15 protein-coding genes are annotated in these 15,203 nt (G+C 69.0%); 10 read left to right on the top strand and 5 right to left on the bottom strand.

What is annotated here, in order from left to right; genetic code table 11:
- Positions 1–3: 3 nt before the first annotated feature.
- The 3 genes from KNJ79_RS22020 to KNJ79_RS22030 are packed head-to-tail and all read right to left on the bottom strand — an operon-like array spanning position 4 to position 2,723.
- A complete protein-coding gene (locus KNJ79_RS22020) occupies positions 4–1,596 on the bottom strand; it encodes an FMN-binding glutamate synthase family protein (protein ID WP_317154029.1) in 1,593 nt (530 codons plus the stop codon).
- Between the two features lie 9 nt (positions 1,597–1,605).
- A complete protein-coding gene (locus KNJ79_RS22025; protein WP_089216072.1) occupies positions 1,606–2,016 on the bottom strand; it encodes a nuclear transport factor 2 family protein in 411 nt (136 codons plus the stop codon).
- A complete protein-coding gene (locus KNJ79_RS22030; RefSeq protein ID WP_317154030.1) occupies positions 2,013–2,723 on the bottom strand; it encodes a dienelactone hydrolase family protein in 711 nt (236 codons plus the stop codon). The genes KNJ79_RS22025 and KNJ79_RS22030 overlap by 4 nt, the downstream gene beginning before the upstream one ends.
- Before the next feature lie 105 nt (positions 2,724–2,828).
- Here KNJ79_RS22030 and KNJ79_RS22035 point away from each other — a divergent pair, with 105 nt between their 5' ends.
- From KNJ79_RS22035 to KNJ79_RS22080, 10 genes are all read left to right on the top strand, one after another.
- Positions 2,829–3,119 carry a DUF6489 family protein gene (locus KNJ79_RS22035; RefSeq protein ID WP_089216074.1) on the top strand — a complete coding sequence of 97 codons (291 nt, stop codon included), beginning with the start codon at positions 2,829–2,831 and terminating at the stop codon, positions 3,117–3,119.
- 44 nt (positions 3,120–3,163) lie between these two features.
- On the top strand, positions 3,164–4,447 hold the full coding sequence (mnmE, locus tag KNJ79_RS22040; RefSeq protein WP_245836718.1) for a tRNA uridine-5-carboxymethylaminomethyl(34) synthesis GTPase MnmE: 1,284 nt from the start codon (positions 3,164–3,166) through the stop codon (positions 4,445–4,447).
- A gap of 75 nt (positions 4,448–4,522) precedes the next feature.
- Entirely contained in the window at positions 4,523–6,394 is a 1,872-nt protein-coding gene (mnmG, locus tag KNJ79_RS22045) for a tRNA uridine-5-carboxymethylaminomethyl(34) synthesis enzyme MnmG (protein WP_317154031.1), read from the top strand.
- A 133-nt stretch (positions 6,395–6,527) separates the two neighbouring features.
- Positions 6,528–6,959: a GNAT family N-acetyltransferase gene (locus tag KNJ79_RS22050; RefSeq protein ID WP_317154032.1), complete on the top strand. Its 432-nt coding sequence runs from the start codon at positions 6,528–6,530 to the stop codon at positions 6,957–6,959.
- Positions 6,960–7,194: 235 nt separating this feature from the next.
- Entirely contained in the window at positions 7,195–7,860 is a 666-nt protein-coding gene (rsmG, locus tag KNJ79_RS22055) for a 16S rRNA (guanine(527)-N(7))-methyltransferase RsmG (protein WP_394357193.1), read from the top strand.
- Positions 7,857–8,639: a ParA family protein gene (locus KNJ79_RS22060; protein ID WP_089216078.1), complete on the top strand. Its 783-nt coding sequence runs from the start codon at positions 7,857–7,859 to the stop codon at positions 8,637–8,639. The genes rsmG and KNJ79_RS22060 overlap by 4 nt, the downstream gene beginning before the upstream one ends.
- Complete coding sequence (locus tag KNJ79_RS22065) at positions 8,639–9,598, top strand: ParB/RepB/Spo0J family partition protein (protein ID WP_317154033.1); 960 nt, start codon at positions 8,639–8,641, stop codon at positions 9,596–9,598. Before KNJ79_RS22060 ends, KNJ79_RS22065 begins: the two co-directional genes overlap by 1 nt.
- A gap of 269 nt (positions 9,599–9,867) precedes the next feature.
- Positions 9,868–10,350 (top strand): DUF4402 domain-containing protein, encoded by a 483-nt coding sequence (locus tag KNJ79_RS22070; RefSeq protein ID WP_317154034.1) that lies wholly within the window; start codon positions 9,868–9,870, stop codon positions 10,348–10,350.
- A gap of 216 nt (positions 10,351–10,566) precedes the next feature.
- Positions 10,567–11,391 carry a fimbrial biogenesis chaperone gene (locus KNJ79_RS22075; protein WP_317154035.1) on the top strand — a complete coding sequence of 275 codons (825 nt, stop codon included), beginning with the start codon at positions 10,567–10,569 and terminating at the stop codon, positions 11,389–11,391.
- A 52-nt stretch (positions 11,392–11,443) separates the two neighbouring features.
- Complete coding sequence (locus KNJ79_RS22080) at positions 11,444–14,131, top strand: carboxypeptidase regulatory-like domain-containing protein (protein WP_317154036.1); 2,688 nt, start codon at positions 11,444–11,446, stop codon at positions 14,129–14,131.
- A gap of 3 nt (positions 14,132–14,134) precedes the next feature.
- Here the strand turns inward: KNJ79_RS22080 and KNJ79_RS22085 are convergent, their stop codons facing one another.
- Both KNJ79_RS22085 and KNJ79_RS22090 read right to left on the bottom strand, forming a co-directional pair.
- On the bottom strand, positions 14,135–14,560 hold the full coding sequence (locus KNJ79_RS22085; protein ID WP_317154037.1) for a GFA family protein: 426 nt from the start codon (positions 14,558–14,560) through the stop codon (positions 14,135–14,137).
- A 95-nt stretch (positions 14,561–14,655) separates the two neighbouring features.
- Positions 14,656–15,024 carry a glycine zipper 2TM domain-containing protein gene (locus tag KNJ79_RS22090; protein ID WP_317154038.1) on the bottom strand — a complete coding sequence of 123 codons (369 nt, stop codon included), beginning with the start codon at positions 15,022–15,024 and terminating at the stop codon, positions 14,656–14,658.
- Positions 15,025–15,203 lie beyond the last annotated feature (179 nt).

Raw genomic sequence — 15,203 nt, forward strand, 5'->3', positions numbered from 1 at the left:
GATTCAGCCCGGCGTGCCTTCGACCGCGGCGCGGAAGCTGTCGGCGCGCGCCATCGCCCAATAGCGCGCGCTCGAAACCGAATCGGGATCGTCGAGCAGCACGCCGCGCGGAAAGAAGCTGTAGATGCGGTCGATCGAGTCCGAGCGCGCCGAATTCTGCCGTTCGTGCAGATGGTGCGGGCGCAGTTCCCACGGGTTTTTCAGCCCCATCGCGCCGGCGATGTCCCACAGCGCCGAGACGGTTGCCGCCTGGAAGCGGCGGACGCGCTCGGCCTTGTCCTCGACGACGAGCCCGCGTTGGCGGGTGGGGTCCTGCGTCGCGACGCCGGTCGGGCAGGCGCCGGTGTGGCAGCGCAGCGACTGGACGCAGCCGAGGCTGAACATGAACGCGCGCGCCGCGTTCGACCAGTCGGCGCCGAGCGCGCAATTGACCGCGAGCCCCGCGCCCGAATGGACCTTCCCCGAGGCGGCGAGGCGAATCTCTTCCTTGAGCCCGCAGCCGACGAGCGCGTTGCGCACGAAGATCAGCCCTTCGCGCAGCGGCATGCCGACGCGGTTCGAAAATTCGACCGGCGCCGCCCCCGTGCCGCCTTCGGCGCCGTCGACGACGATATAGTCGAGGCGGATGCCCGTTTCGAGCATCGCCTTCATGACGGCATAGACCTCGTGCGGCTGGCCGACGCACAGCTTGATCCCGACCGGTTTGCCGCCCGACAGCTCGCGCAGCTTCGCCGCCCATTGGAGCATTTCGATGGGAGTCGAAAAGGCCGAGTGCGCCGCGGGCGAGATGCAATCCTGGCCCTCCGGAATTCCGCGCGTCGCGGCGATTTCGGCGCTGACCTTGGCGCCCGGCAGCACGCCGCCGTGCCCCGGTTTCGCGCCCTGGCTCAGCTTGATCTCGACCATCTTCACCTGATCGGCCGCCGCCGTGTCGCGAAAGCGTTCGGGATCGAAACGCCCGGCGTCGTCGCGGCAGCCGAAATAGCCGCTGCCGAGCTCCCAGACGATGTCGCCGCCGTGCGCGCGGTGATAGGGGCTGAATCCGCCTTCGCCGGTGTCGTGATAGAAGCCGCCCGCCTTGGCGCCGAGGTTGAGCGCCTCGATCGCGCGCGCGCCGAGCGCGCCGAAGCTCATCGCCGAAATGTTGAGCAGCGCCGCGTCATAGGGCCGCGAACATTGCGCGGTGCCGACGCGCACGCGCTGCGTCCGATCCTGTTCCTCGACCGGCGCGATGCTGTGGCTCATCCATTCATATTCGTCCGAATAGACGTCGAGTTCGGTGCCGAAGGGATGCGCGTCGAGCTGCCCCTTGGCACGCGCATAGACAAGCCCGCGCTCGTTCCGGGCATAGGGGCGGCCGTCGAGCGGGCTTTCGACGATATAGGCATAGAGAAAGGGGCGCAGCGCCTCGAACAGCCAGCGGATGCGCGCGACCAGCGGATAATTGCGCCACAACGTGTGCCGCCGCTGCACTGCGTCGTAGATCGCGAGCAGCAGGAGCGGGGTCCACAGCAGCAGCGTCCAGCGCGCCGGCGCCCACCAGGCGGCCAACGCGGCGAGCAGGCCGAGCACCGGAAAGACGAGCCAGCGGCGCATCGCGCGGGATCAGCTCGCCTGCGCCGCGAGCATCGCCGCCATCTTCTCCCAGACTTTGTTGATCGCTTTCAGGGGCCGGACCATCACCTTGAAGTCGACGATCTTTCCGTCTTCATTCCAGCAAATGATATCGACACCGTTGATCTGGATGCCCTCGAGCTCGGTCGCGAATTCGAGGCAGGCCTGATCGCCGTCGACGATCTCGCGCAGATAGCGGAAATTCTCGCCGCCGAGGACGTGGCTCGCGGCGTGGAGATAGGCGAAGACCCTGTCGCGGCCCTCCTGCGGCGTGTGGACCACCGGCGAATGGAAAACCGCATCTGCGGCGAGCAGGTCGCGCAAGGCCTGCGGATCGCCGCCGCCCGCCATATAGGCGTGCCAGGCGGCGAGGCCGCGGTCGGCCGCGGAGCCGGCGCTCATGCGAGATGCTTTGCGAAAAAGTCGCGCGTGCGCCCGTCGGCGAGCTGCGCCCCGGCTTCGTCGCGGCGGTCGCCGCTCGTCGCCGCGAAGCCATGGTCGAGCCCTTGATAGTCGTGGAGCGTGACCTTCGGATGCGGACCCAGCGCTTCGTGCATCTTTGCCTGGGCTTCGGCGCTAACGAAATGGTCGGCGGTTGGGACGTGGAGCATCAGCGGGTTCGAGATCGCGTGGCTTTCGTTGAGCATCGTGTCGATCATCACGCCATAATAGCCGACGGAGGCGTCGATGTCGGTGCGCGCTGCGGCCATATAGGCGAGCCGCCCTCCGAGGCAGAAGCCGACGCAGCCGATCCGGTCGGCGCCCGCGGCGCGCAGCCAGCGGATCGCCGCTTCGATATCCTTGACTCCCTTGTCGGGATCGAACTGGCCGAAATAGCCGAGCGCCTCGTTCATCTCGGCCTCGACATCGGGATCGAGTTCGATGCCGGGAGCGAAGCGCCAGAAGATGTCGGGCGCGATGGCGAGATAGCCGAGCGCGGCCCAGTCGTCGCATTTCTTGCGGATGCCGGCGTTGACGCCGAAGATTTCGGGGATGACGATGATCGCACGCGCGCTGTCGGCGTCGGGGCGCGCGACATAGGCCGGGATGTCGCCTTCGCCGTCGAGCGCGGGGATGGTGATGTTGGTCGGGGCTTCGTTCGCGGACATCGCGGCTCTCCTCGCTCTTGATAATTGTCGGTCAAAGCGCGAAGCTAGCGGTGCGGGGCAAGCGGCTCAAGCGTCAAGGCCCGCGCCGGGGCAGGAGATTGGGCGATGAAATTCAATATCGAGATCGATTGCACCCCCGAAGAGGCGCGCCGGCTGGTCGGACTCCCCGATCTTGAACCGCTGCACGATATTTATCTGGCCCGCGTCAAGGAGTTGATGGCGAAGGGCATCACCCCCGACATGGTGCAGGCGATGGTCAAAAGCTGGGTTCCGATGGGCGAGAGCGGGCTGAGCCTGATCCAGTCGCTGCTCGGCCAGTTCGGCGGCGGGATGATGGGCACGCCGCCCAGGGGCGCCGATGCGGACGACAAGCCGGCGCGGGGGCGCAAGAGCTGACCGACGACCGGAGTAGCGACACGATTTTCGCGCTGTCGAGCGGGATGCCGCCGGCGGCGATCGCGGTCGTACGCATCAGCGGGGAAGGGGCGGGGGCGGCGCTCGCCGCGCTTGCCGGATGCGTGCCCGAAGCGCGCCGCGCGTCGCTCCGCGAGCTGAAGGATGCCGGCGGTGCGCCGCTCGATCGCGCGCTGATCCTGTGGTTTCCCGGCCCCGCGACCGCGACCGGCGAGGATCTGGCCGAGCTGCATCTGCACGGCGGTCGCGCGGTGGTCGCGGCGGTCGAGGCGGCGCTCGCGGCGATGCCGGGGCTGCGCCGCGCCGAGGCGGGGGAGTTCACGCGGCGCGCGTTTCTGAATGGGCGGATCGACTTGGCCGAAGCCGAGGGGCTTGCCGACCTGCTGGCGGCGGAGACCGAGAGCCAGCGGGTGCAGGCGCTCGGGATGGCGAGCGGGCATGTGTCGTGCGCGGTCGCGGCGTGGCAGGAGCGGCTGCTCGGATTGATGGCGCAGGTCGAGGCCGAGCTCAACTTCTCCGATGAGGAGGATGTCGAACTTTCCGATGATTGCGCATATCGCGTAGCAAGTGCGATGCAGGCGCTGGCGGGGGAGCTGGGCGAATGGCTGGAGCGCCCGGCGGCGGAGGTGATCGCCGAGGGGCTTTCGGTGGTGATCGCGGGTCCACCTAATGCAGGAAAATCTACACTTATCAATGCATTAGCTAAGAGAGAGCTGGCGATCGTGTCGCCGGTTGCGGGGACGACGCGCGACGTGATCGAAACGCCGCTCGCGCTCGACGGAATCGCGATGCGCTTTTCGGACACCGCCGGGATGCGCGGGGACAGTGCCGATGCGATCGAGGCGATCGGGATCGACCGCGCGAAGGCGGCGGTCGCGGCGGCCGACATCCTGCTGTGGCTCGGCCCGCCCGACGCGGCACCCGCGCATCCGCGCTGCCTGCGCATCGCCGCGCAGGCCGACCGCTGGCGCGGCGATGCGCAGGCCGAGGCGGAGGCGGCGCGCTGCGACCTGATCCTGTCGGCAGCGAGCGGCGAGGGGATGGATGCGCTGCATCGCGCGATCGTCGCCGCGGCGCGCACGCTGCTCCCGCGCGAGGGCGAGGCGGCGCTGCGCCGGCGCCAGCGCGACGCACTCGCCGAAGCGAAGGCCTGGCTCGACGTCGAGCCGGGCTCGCACGAAGCGGCCGACCTGATCCTGCTCGCCGAGCGGCTGCGGCTCGCGGCGAGCGCGCTCGACCGCATCACCGGCCGCGCCGGGGTCGAGGAGATGCTCGACGCGCTGTTCGGCCGCTTTTGCATCGGGAAATGATGTTCCACGTGAAACGCCGCGCCCGTCGCAGCGCGGTGGATTCGCACACATCTTTGAGCTAAGGGCGCCGCCATCATGCAGGATCGCGCAGCATATGATGTCCTCGTCGTCGGCGGGGGACATGCCGGGACCGAGGCCGCGGCGGCCGCGGCGCGGCTTGGTGCGCGCGTTGCGCTGGTCAGTTTCGACCCGGCGCTGATCGGCACCATGTCGTGCAACCCGGCGATCGGCGGACTCGGCAAAGGGCATCTGATGCGCGAGGTCGACGCGCTCGACGGATGGATGGCGCGCGCCGCCGACGCCGCCGCAATCCATTACCGGATGCTCAACGCGTCGAAGGGCGCGGCGGTGCAGGGGCCGCGCATTCAGGCCGACCGCAAGCTTTATCGCGAGGCGATCCAGTCGCTGCTCGCGGCGGAGACGGGGATCGAAGTCGTGGCGGGCGAAGCCGCCGCGCTGATCCTGTCGGACGACGGCGCGCGCGTCGAGGGGCTCGAACTCGGCGACGGCACGCGCCTCGCGGCGCGCGCGGTGGTGCTCGCGACGGGCACCTTCCTCGGCGGCCGGCTGTTTCGCGGCGAAGAGCGGATGGAGGGCGGCCGCATCGGCGAGGCGGGCGCGCACCGGCTCGCCGAGCAGTTGCGCGCGGCGAAACTGCCCATGGCGCGGCTCAAGACCGGGACGCCGCCGCGGCTCGACGGGCGAACGATCGACTGGGCGCGGCTCGCCGAGCAGCCGTCGGACAGCGCCGAGGGTGCGAGCTGGACCTGTTCCACGTGGAACAGCGGCCGGACGGTGCCGCAGATTTTCTGCGCGATCACGCGCACCAATGCCAAGTCGCACGCGATCATCGCGGCGAATCTCGACCGCTCGCCCTTGTTCACCGGCGCGATCGGCGCGGCGGGACCGCGCTATTGCCCGTCGATCGAGGACAAGATCCACCGCTTCGCCGACCGCGACGGGCATCAGGTCTTCCTCGAACCCGAAGGGCTCGACAGCCATCTCGTCTATCCGAACGGCATTTCGACCTCGCTCCCCGCCGACGTTCAGCTCGCGATGCTGCGAACGATGGAGGGGCTCGAGGCGGTCGAGATGGTCGTGCCGGGCTATGCGGTCGAATATGACCATATCGACCCGCGCGCACTCGACCGGACCTTGCAGGTACGCAGCGTGGCGGGGCTGTGGTGCGCGGGGCAGATCAACGGCACCACCGGCTATGAAGAGGCGGCGGCGCAGGGGCTGGTCGCGGGGGCGAACGCCGCGCTGGCGGTGCAGGGGCGCGAACCGCTGATCCTCGACCGGTCCGAATCCTATATCGGGGTGATGGTCGACGATCTGGTGCTGCAGGGTGTGACCGAGCCGTATCGGATGCTCACCGCGCGCGCCGAATATCGGCTGCGGCTGCGCGCCGACAATGCCGCGACGCGCCTTACTCCGCGCGGGATCGAGATCGGGCTCGTCCGCCCGGCGACCGCTGCGCGGTTCGAGGCGCGGATGGCGACACGCGCGCGCGCCGCGGCGCTGCTCGACGCGCCGGTCGCGAGCGGCGACTATGCGGCGGTCGGACTGGCGCTGCCCGGCGACGGGACCCTGCGGCGGCGCGTCGATCTGCTCCGCTACGCCGGGGTGACGATGGCCACGCTGGGGGGGCTGGCGCCAGAGCTTGCCGCGATCGACCCCGCGATCCTCGCCGAACTCGCGGAGGACGCGCATTACGCCCCGTACATCGCGCGCCAGGACGCCGAACTGCGCGCGCTCGCGGCGAACGAGGCGATCGCGCTCGACCCCGCGCTCGACTATGCCGCGATCGGCGGCCTGTCGCGCGAGATGGTCGAGCGGCTGTCGAAAGCGCGCCCCGAAACGCTGGGGCAGGCGGCGCGCATCGACGGCGTGACCCCCGCGGCGCTGACTGCGATCATGGTGCATAGCCGGCGGCGGGCGGCTTGAGGATTGGGTTGAGGCTTAGGGGCGAGCAGGGGATGGCCGTTCGGGATGGGGCAAGAGACGAACGGCTTTCGACGGCGCCACGCGAAAGTAGCTGACATTGACGTAGAAAGAAGTCTCCGATTTAACAATGCGAATGGACCGAACACCGCCAGAAGGCTCTGGGCCTTCCGAGTACAGGACCGAGTGGCGTGGAGCGTTCGACAATGCCGAGATCAACGCTCTACATGCTGAGTGTTTTGAGCATCGAGTCTTCGCTGATGATTGGTGGGCACAAGTCAATCGTTTCAGCTTGGGTTGGGTGTGCGCCCGTCGCTCGGGGAAGCTGGTCGGGTTCGTTAACCTCGCGTGGGATGGCGGGTTCCACGCATTCATTCTGGACACAACGGTGCTGCCTGCTTTCCAACGCCAGGGTATTGCAAAAGCCATGATAATGGAGGCGGTCGATCGGGCGAAGCAGGCCGGGTGCGAGTGGCTCCATGTGGATTTTGATCCGCACCTCCGACCGTTTTATTTCGACGCTTGCGGGTTCAGCTCCACCGACGCCGGCCTCATCGCCCTGAAGTAGCAGATCGCCCAGTGTCCGCTTTCGAGATGCCCGAATCGTCAGCGGAGCGGCCGCCATCTTTGTGTGATTGTCTCTTGCATGTCCGGCAAGGGAGCGTCAGCGGGTGTGATGTTTTGTGTCTTGCGCGAGATTTCAGGAGCCTCACGCAAAGGCGCGAAGAGGAGGTTGGATTCCCGCGGAGGCGCGGCGCGCCGTCTGCGACTCCGCGGGAATGACAAATTTGGGTAGATGGCTGGTGAGTTCCGATCATGCGGTTTTGGCGAGCGAGGCGGAGGCGCGGGATTGGATCGCCGACGTCCTTTCGCCGACGGCTGAGCAATGGGCACGGCTCGAGCGCTTTGCCGCGATGCTCGTTGCCGAGAATGCACGGCAGAATCTGATCGCGGCGTCGACGGTGCCGAACCTGTGGGTGCGGCATATTGCCGACAGCGCGCAGTTGCTGGCGTTCGACCAACGCGACGGCGCGGGGCTTTGGGTCGATCTGGGGAGCGGACCGGGACTGCCCGGGCTGGTGGTGGCGATCCTGTCGGAGCGGCCGGTGCTGCTCGTCGAGTCGCGGAGGCGCCGGTGCGACTTTTTGCGCGAGGTGGCGGAAGCGCTCGATCTGCGCCATGTCGCGATCGCCGAGGCGCGGCTCGAGGCGGTCGAAACGCGGCCGGCCGGCACCATCAGCGCGCGCGCCTTTGCGCCGCTCGACCGGCTGATCGACTTATCCGCGCGTTTTTCCACCGAATCGACGCGCTGGCTGCTGCCAAAGGGGCGAAATGCGGTTAAGGAACTGGCATTGCTCCCGCGAGCATGGCAGAGTCTGTTCCACGTGGAACATAGTCGAACCGATGCCGAGAGCCGCATCCTGGTCGGGCAGGGGCGTATCGCGCCGAAAAAGCGAGGAAAAGCATGATCCGTATCGCCGTGGCGAACCAGAAGGGCGGGGTCGGCAAGACGACGACCGCGATCAATCTGGCCACGGCGCTCGCGGCGACCGGCTGGCGCACCCTGATTATCGACCTCGATCCGCAGGGCAACGCCTCGACCGGGCTCGGCATCAGTCAGGCGCAGCGCGAATTTTCGAGCTACGACCTGCTGCGCGCCGATGCGACGCTCGCCGAATGCGCGATTCATACCGCGGTGCCGCGGCTCGACATCGTTCCCGCGACGGTCGATCTGTCGGGCGCCGAGATCGAGCTGGTCGATTATGAGGACCGGCTGCACCGGCTGCAAAAGGCGCTGGCGAGCGCCGAAGCGGGGCAGTGGGACATCTGCCTGATCGACTGCCCGCCGTCGCTCGGCATGTTGACCTTGAACGCGCTGATTGCCGCCGAATCGCTGATCGTGCCGCTGCAGTGCGAATTTTTCGCCCTCGAAGGGCTGAGCCAGCTGCTCACCACGGTCGAGCGCGTGCGCGGGCGCTTCAACCCGCAGCTTTTCATCCTCGGCGTGGCGCTGACGATGTTCGACCGGCGCAACCGGCTCACCGACCAGGTGTCGGACGATGTGCGCGAATGCCTGGGGCCGGTGGTGTTCGAGACGGTGATCCCGCGCAACGTGCGGCTGTCCGAAGCGCCGAGCCACGGGCTCCCCGCGCTGATCTATGACCATCGCTGCCCCGGATCGGCGGCCTATATCGCGCTCGCGCGCGAGCTGATTGATCGCCTGCCCAATATACGCAAGGCTGCTTAATGTCTGAAAAGAAAGAAGAAACCGTCCAGTCCCCGGCGCGCAAGCGGCCATCGGGGCTCGGGCGCGGATTGAATGCGCTGTTCGGAGATGCCGCGGTCGAATCGCCGGTGCTCGCGAGTCAGGGCGGCGCGCGCGCGGCGGATCCGCGCGCGACCGGCGATTCGGTGCAGCATATAGCGGTCGGCGCGATCCGCCCGCTGCCGGGGCAGCCGCGGCGGCGTTTCGACGAGGAGGCGATCGTCGAGCTCGCCGAATCGATCGCGGCGCGCGGGCTGCTCCAGCCGATCATCGTCCGCCGCGCCCCGGGCGGCGAGGGCTATCAGCTCGTCGCGGGCGAGCGGCGCTGGCGCGCGGCGCAGCGCGCGGGGCTGCACCAGATCCCCGCGCTGGTGCGCGACCTCGACGATGCCGCGACCTATGAGATCGCGCTCGTCGAGAATATCCAGCGGCAGGACCTCAACGCGATCGAAGAAGCGAACGCCTATCGCAAGCTGATCGAGGATTTCGGGCACAGCCAGGACGCGCTGGCGAAGCTCGTCGGCAAGTCGCGCAGCCATGTCGCCAACCTGATGCGCCTGCTCGACCTGCCGCGCGGGGTGCAGGATCTGGTCAGCGACGGCAGCCTTGCGATGGGCCATGCGCGCGCGCTGATCGGGGCCGAGGGCGCCGAGGCGATCGCGCGCAAGGTGGTCAGCGACGGGCTGTCGGTGCGCGCGGTCGAGGCGCTGGTGCGCGCCGAAAAGGGCGGGGGGCGGGGGCCGCCGCTCGAATATAAGAGCATGGACGGCGTCGGGCGCGATCCAGACATCATGGCGGTCGAGCGGCATCTGTCCGAACTGCTGGGGATCGGCGTCGCGATCCAATATGGCGGCGGCGGCAAGGGCGCGCTGACGCTCAGATTCGCCTCGCTCGACCAGCTCGACATGATCTGCCAGCGCCTGTCGGGCGAGGGAATCTGAGCCCCGCGAATCGGCGCGGCTATGGCGCACATCTGTGTCATGGCGGGGCGATGACATCGTCGTACGGCGGCAGCGTTTTCGCGAAATTTCCATAAGATATTGGGAAACAATAAAAGTTCTGGCGCATCAGCATGAACCCTAACGTGCCGTTAACCATGGTCGCTGGCAAAGATTGAACGGGTGATGCGCTAGACGGTCCTTCGAATGGGGTGGGATTTCCATTCGACTTTCGATTGATCAAGGGACCAAATCATATGCGCACCATTGGAATGAAGCGCGCCCTACTGGGCGCCGCGATTGCTGCCCTCGCCCTCAACGCTTCGGCGGCGCAGGCGGCGACGGCGACCGGGACGGCCAAGGCCAAGATCCTGCGCCAGATCACGCTCACCAACACCAGCGACCTGCAATATGCGACCGTGATCAGCGGCGCGACGGCGTCGACCGTGCAGGTATCGACCGCCGGCGCGCGGACCTGCGGGTCGGGGCTGACCTGCACCGGCACCGCGACCGCAGCCAATTTCAACATCGCGGGCACCGACGGCGCGGTGGTCGATGTGAGCGGCGATGCCAACGTCACGCTGACCGGCTCGCTCGGCGGCACGATGACCTCGACGTTGAGCTATTCGGCGGCGAGCGTCACGCTGGGCGCGACGGGCGGCAGCTTTCAGGTCGGCGGCACGCTGAGCGTCGGCGCCAACCAGACCGCGGGCGACTATTCGGGGACGTTCAACGTCACCGCCAATTACCAGTAAGGTTCGGGCGGGGGGACGGCGGGCCGCAGGGTCTGCCGGTCGATAAGGGCCGCCGGCGGGTGCCGGCGGCCCTTTCTCGTAGGGTCTTTGCATGGTTAGCGAAATATCAACCATCCTCGTGCAGTCCGGTAGCCGGACCAGCGGAGCGGACCAGCTCCGGTAAATAGCCGAGCGGGCGGGGGCGTCCGCGCGGCGACGATTGTGGGGATCGTGACGATGTTTCGTGTCTTGAGGGCCGCGGGCCTGCTTTCCATTGCCTTGTTCGGATTCACTTCGGTTCCGGCGAGCGCCGCGGGCGACCTGCTGGTCGCGCCGACGCGGCTCGTCCTCGACGGATCGCGCGGCACCGAAGTGGTGCTCAACAATATCGGCGCCGAGCCCGCGACCTATCGCATCAGCCTGGAGATCAAGCGGATGACCGCCGCGGGCGGGCTCGACGAGATCGCCGAGGCCGACGCCGATGCGGCCGAAAGGGCCGCGCTCGGCATGATCGCCTTCAGCCCGCGCCGCGTCACCCTGCCGCCCAATCAGCCGCAGGTGATCCGCGTCGGGGTGCGCGTGCCCGAGGGGACGCCGCCGGGCGAGTATCGCGCGCACATGCTGTTCCGCGCGGTGCCCGACGCCGCGCCGGCGACCGCGCCGAAGCCGATCGGCGGCAGCGGCGTGTCGATCGCGCTGACCCCGATCTATGGCATCACCATCCCGGTGATCGTCCGCGTCGGCGACCTCGCCGCGACTGCCGAAATCGGCGCCGCGCGGGTGGCGGAGACCGCCGACGGGCCGGCGTTCGAATTCGACCTGACGCGCAGCGGCGCGCGATCGGTCTATGGCGATATCGAGGTGACGCGGCCGGGCACGCCCGAACCGCTGCTCGTCGCGCGCGGCATCGCGGTCTATCCCGAAGTCACCGCGCGGCGCGTGTCGCTGCGCGTCCCCGCCGAGGTCGCCGCGGCGCTCAAGGGGCCGGTGCATATCCGCTACAGCGAGGATCGCGAACTCGGCGGCGGCACGATCGACGAAGCCGATCGGGTGGTGAATTAGCAGGGCCGGGGGCACGGGATAGATTCGCGCGGCCGCGATGCGGTGGGGGCGCTTGATCGTCGCCGCGCTGGCGCTGGCGGGACTCGGTTCCGCCAGCGCCGAAGCGGCCGATAGCGCGCCGGCGGCGGTCGCGGGCGACGGCTGGACGCCGAACGCCGACGACAGCTGGCTGTTCGACCTGCGATCGGGGCAATATCGGCTCGGTGGCGGGGTGCGCGGGTTTCAGACGCCGCAGGGGCTCTGCGTCGACCTGGGCGACATGATACTCGCGCTCGATCTCGCGGTGCGGATCGACAGGAAGTTGCGCCGCGCAAGTGGCTGGGTGCTCGACGAGCGGCGGACGCTGACGATCGACCGCGACGCGGCGACGGTGCGCGCGGGCACTGAAACCCACCGCATCGAGCCGGACGACATTCGCGACACCGCGGCGGGATGGTGCGTCGATCTGGAGCGGCTGACCGAGTGGCTCGGCATTCCGGTCGCGGCCGACCTGCCCAATGCGGTGCTGCGCCTCGACACAAAGGAAAAGCTGCCGTTCCAGCTCGCTGCCGAGCGCCGAGCGCGCGCTGCGGGGCTCCGCCCTGCCGCCGACTTCGACCTCGCCAGCCTGCCGCAAGCGGCGCGCCCTTATCGCCTGTGGGCGACGCCGTCGGTCGATGTCGTCGCGTCGGCGGCGGCGGTCGACGACCGGCGCGGCGGCTCCTACGTTCAGGCGCGCTACGAGATTTTCGCCGCCGGCGAGGCGCTGAAGCACAGCTTCGACGCGCGGCTCGCGTCGGACGAGCAGGGGGTTCCCGACAGCTTGCGCCTGCGGCTCTATCGCACCGACCCGGCGGGGCAATTGCTCGGAGCGCTCCGAGCGACCCATTATGCGGCGGGCGACGTCAATCTGCTCGCGACGGGGCTCGTCGCGCAGTCGGTTCCCGGGCGCGGGGCGGTACTGACCAACCGCCCGGTCGAGCGTCCCGACGCGTTCGACAAGACGAGCTTTCGCGGCGACCTGCCCGCCGGATGGGACGCCGAGCTCTATCGCAACGGGCAATTGCTCGCCTTCGCGACGCCCAACGGCGACGGGCGCTATGAATTTCTCGACGTGCCGCTGCAATATGGGACGAACCGCTTCGAGATCGTGCTTTATGGCCCGCAGGGGCAGATCCGGCGCGAGATCAAGCGGTTGCAGGTCGGAACCGATTCGATTCCGCCGCGCGAAACCTGGTATTGGGCGGGCTTTGCGCAGGAGGACACCGACCTGATCGGCTTTGGCGATCGCCCGTCGGTCTGGCGCCGCGGCTGGCGCGGCACGGCGGGGATCGAGCGCGGGCTCGACACGCGCACCTCGGTCGCGGGCTATGCGCACAGCCTGCTGATCGAGAATGTCCGCCGCAGCTATGCCGAACTCGCGCTGCGCCGCGCGATCGGGCCGTCGCTGATCGAGGCTGCGGGCGCCTATGCCGACGATGGCGGGCGCGCGGCGCGGCTGAGCTGGCTCGCCGCGGTCGGCGACACCTATGTCCGCGCCGATGCAATGCGCGGATGGGGCGGCTTCGTATCGGACCGCTTCGTCGGCGGGGTGACGGGCCTCTACAGCCTGTCGGTCGACCAGTCGCTCGCGCTCGGGCGCGGGGTGCTGCCGCTCCATTTCGACCTGTCGCACACGACGCGCGCCTCGGGGGTTTCGAGCCTGACCGCGACCGGACGCGCATCGGTCAGCGCGCGCGCGATGAGCTTCACCGGGCAGCTCGACTGGACAGAGAGCCACATGCCCTTCGGCCCCGATCCGCCCGACACGCTGACCGCGACGCTGCTCGCCAATGCCCGGATCGGGCGCGTCCGCCTGCGCGGCGAGGCGCGCTTTGCGCTGTCGGGCGAAGGCAGCGATTCGCGCGCCGCGCTGATCGCCGAATGGGCGGGGGCGGGCGAGGCCGAGTGGCGCGCCGAGCTGGGCTATGACGAGGGGCTGGCACGCGCGCGCGCAGGTCTGGGCTATACGCGCCGTTTCAATCGCTTGCAGCTTTCGGGCTTTGGCGAAGTAGCGAGCGACGGGTCGGTCGGCGCGTCGCTGTCGCTCGCCTTCAGCTTCGGCCCCGACCCGCGCGGCGGCGGCTGGCGCGTGTCGAGCGAGAAGCTCGGCGGGCGGGGGCAGCTGCTCGCCGATGTGTTCATGGACGACAATGGCGACGGCGTGCGCCAGGCGGGCGAGGCGCCGGTCGCGGGGGTGCCGCTGACCGCGGGGCAGATGGCGTTCGATGCGGCGACCGACGCGCGCGGCGAGGCGGTGGTCGACGGGCTGGAGCCGTATCGCCCGCTGCTGATCGGGATCGACGCGGGCAGCCTGCCCGATCCCTATGTCCAGCCCGCGCTCCCCGGCGTCGTCGTCACCCCGCGCCCGGGCGTCGCGACGCGCATCGCGCTGCCGATGCGCGCGGCGGGCGAGATCGAAGGCGTGGTGCGGCGCGGCGGCGGCAATCCGGTCGAGGGGCTCAGCCTCGAGCTCGTCGATGCCGAGGGGCGGGTGCGCGCGACCACGCCGAGCGAGTTCGACGGCTATTTCCTGTTCGAGAAAGTGTCCTATGGCCGCTACACCGTGCGGCCGGCGAAGGCGTCGGCGGCGGCGCTGCGGCTCGACCCCCGTTTTGCCGTCGCCGCGGTGCCGGGGACGGCGGCACCGCGCGTGCGGCTCGGCACGCTGGTGCTCGAACCGCTGACGCAAAGCCTCGCCGCGATGGCGAGCGGCCCCTGACCGTCAATCGGACGGCGCGGCTTTTACGGGATTCCTGGCGTGCGCGGCGATTTCGGCGGGAAGCGCGAGCCACGGGTGCGCGTCGTCGGCCCAGACCGCCTGTTCGGGCATGGGGAAGGCGGGGTCGGCGAAGGCGCCGGCGGCTACGCCGACCAGATGCGGCATCCGCTCGGGTTCCCACCACAGCGACGAGCCGCATTCGGGGCAGAAATGAAAGGATACGGCGAAGCCGCTCGCCGAGGGACGGGTGTAGCTTTGGGCGGTGCCCGCGATCAGCCGTGTCTGCGATCGCGCAAAGAAGGCGGCGACGCTGAACAGCGATCCGGTGCGGCGCTGGCAGTCGAAGCAATGACAGAGCGACACTTTGGCGGGCTCGCCGGCGCATGCGAGGCGAAGCTGGCCGCAGTGGCAGGTGGCGAGCCTTTCCATGGCATGTGCGAATAGCATCGCGCGCGGGCGGCGCAAAGCGGCCCGTCGGCGCCGGAAACCCCCTTCCCCTACGAAGAAGGGAAGGGGGAATGGTCTCAGCAGCGGCCGCCGCGGTCGATTTCGCGGCCGAGAAGCGCGCCGGCGGCGGCGCCGATGATCGTGCCGGGCGCGCGGTCGCCATAGCGATCGACCTCGCGGCCGAGCAGTGCGCCCGCGGCGCCGCCGACGATCAGCCCGGTCGTCCCGCTGCCGCGCCGGCAATGATAGCGCGGGCGATAATCGCGGCGGTCGCGATAATAGTCGCGGCGGTAATCGCGGCGGTGGTCGCGATAGCGGTCATAGTCGCGATGGCTGTAATGGCCGTGGCGATGGTGACGGTCGCGCGCATCGGCTTCGGCGGGGAGAGCGGCGATGGCGCTCGCGCCGATCAGCGCGGAGAGCGTCAGTTTCTTGATCCAGAACATGATCGTTCCTTTCCTGTTATGTCCCGGCGGGCAGATTAGGCGCGCGAAGCTGGCGCGGGGATGAACCCGCATGGTCGGCGGCGGCGACACGACTCGGCCCGGCTTTCGCAAGGGGCGATTCGTCGTGCGTCAACGGGGGCGGGCGGGGAAAGGCATTCGCGATGCGGGGCACAAGAAAG

Source organism: Sphingopyxis indica, assembly GCF_032879645.1.
GTDB classification, from domain to species: domain Bacteria; phylum Pseudomonadota; class Alphaproteobacteria; order Sphingomonadales; family Sphingomonadaceae; genus Sphingopyxis; species Sphingopyxis indica.

What these genes read in the sequence shown, in the direction of transcription:
- KNJ79_RS22030 (WP_317154030.1), bottom strand. Translation starts at nt 2,723, where the DNA reads ATGTCCGCGAACGAAGCCCCGACCAACATCACCATCCCCGCGCTCGAC.
- KNJ79_RS22060 (WP_089216078.1), top strand. Translation starts at nt 7,857, where the DNA reads ATGATCCGTATCGCCGTGGCGAACCAGAAGGGCGGGGTCGGCAAGACG.
- KNJ79_RS22070 (WP_317154034.1), top strand. Translation starts at nt 9,868, where the DNA reads ATGAAGCGCGCCCTACTGGGCGCCGCGATTGCTGCCCTCGCCCTCAAC.
- KNJ79_RS22020 (WP_317154029.1), bottom strand. Translation starts at nt 1,596, where the DNA reads ATGCGCCGCTGGCTCGTCTTTCCGGTGCTCGGCCTGCTCGCCGCGTTG.
- mnmG (WP_317154031.1), top strand. Translation starts at nt 4,523, where the DNA reads ATGCAGGATCGCGCAGCATATGATGTCCTCGTCGTCGGCGGGGGACAT.
- KNJ79_RS22025 (WP_089216072.1), bottom strand. Translation starts at nt 2,016, where the DNA reads ATGAGCGCCGGCTCCGCGGCCGACCGCGGCCTCGCCGCCTGGCACGCC.
- KNJ79_RS22065 (WP_317154033.1), top strand. Translation starts at nt 8,639, where the DNA reads ATGTCTGAAAAGAAAGAAGAAACCGTCCAGTCCCCGGCGCGCAAGCGG.
- KNJ79_RS22085 (WP_317154037.1), bottom strand. Translation starts at nt 14,560, where the DNA reads ATGGAAAGGCTCGCCACCTGCCACTGCGGCCAGCTTCGCCTCGCATGC.
- KNJ79_RS22050 (WP_317154032.1), top strand. Translation starts at nt 6,528, where the DNA reads ATGGACCGAACACCGCCAGAAGGCTCTGGGCCTTCCGAGTACAGGACC.
- KNJ79_RS22075 (WP_317154035.1), top strand. Translation starts at nt 10,567, where the DNA reads ATGTTTCGTGTCTTGAGGGCCGCGGGCCTGCTTTCCATTGCCTTGTTC.
- KNJ79_RS22090 (WP_317154038.1), bottom strand. Translation starts at nt 15,024, where the DNA reads ATGTTCTGGATCAAGAAACTGACGCTCTCCGCGCTGATCGGCGCGAGC.
- mnmE (WP_245836718.1), top strand. Translation starts at nt 3,164, where the DNA reads ATGCCGCCGGCGGCGATCGCGGTCGTACGCATCAGCGGGGAAGGGGCG.
- KNJ79_RS22035 (WP_089216074.1), top strand. Translation starts at nt 2,829, where the DNA reads ATGAAATTCAATATCGAGATCGATTGCACCCCCGAAGAGGCGCGCCGG.